The sequence below is a fragment of the uncultured Endozoicomonas sp. genome, from assembly GCF_947495845.1.
In the GTDB taxonomy this organism is placed as follows: Bacteria; Pseudomonadota; Gammaproteobacteria; order Pseudomonadales; family Endozoicomonadaceae; genus Endozoicomonas.
Window position 1 is genome coordinate 1 of sequence record NZ_CANMAO010000097.1, and the last position, 678, is coordinate 678.

Genomic DNA, 678 nt, shown 5'->3' on the forward strand with positions numbered 1-678 from the left:
CAAATCTTCGGAGATGTAGTGCGGTAGAGGAGCGTTCTGTAAGCCGTTGAAGGTGTATCGGGAGGTATGCTGGAGGTATCAGAAGTGCGAATGCTGACATGAGTAACGACAAGGGGAGTGAGAAGCTCCCCCGCCGGAAGACCAAGGGTTCCTGCGCAACGTTAATCGGCGCAGGGTGAGTCGGCCCCTAAGGTGAGGTCGAAAGACGTAATCGATGGGAAACAGGTCAATATTCCTGTACCCCTTTTGACTGCGACGGAGTGACGGAGAAGGCTAGGTCAGCGCGGCGTTGGTTGTCCGCGTTTAAGATCGTAGGCTGGGGTTCCAGGCAAATCCGGAACCTCAAGGCCGAGAATTGATGACGAGGTTCTACGGAACTGAAGTGATTGATGCCATGCTTCCAGGAAAAACTTCTAAGCTTCAGGTCAAAAGGGACCGTACCCCAAACCGACACAGGTGGTCAGGTAGAGAATACCAAGGCGCTTGAGAGAACTCGGGTGAAGGAACTAGGCAAAATGGCACCGTAACTTCGGGAGAAGGTGCGCCGGCTTTGGTGATCGGACTTGCTCCGTAAGCTGAGGCTGGTCGAAGATACCAGGTGGCTGCGACTGTTTATTAAAAACACAGCACTGTGCAAACACGAAAGTGGACGTATACGGTGTGACGCCTGCCCGGTGC

General features: G+C 53.7%; 1 rRNA gene. It reads left to right on the forward strand.

From position 1 onward, the window contains the following. Positions 1–678, forward strand: a 23S ribosomal RNA gene (locus tag Q1B11_RS20245); the annotation flags it as partial.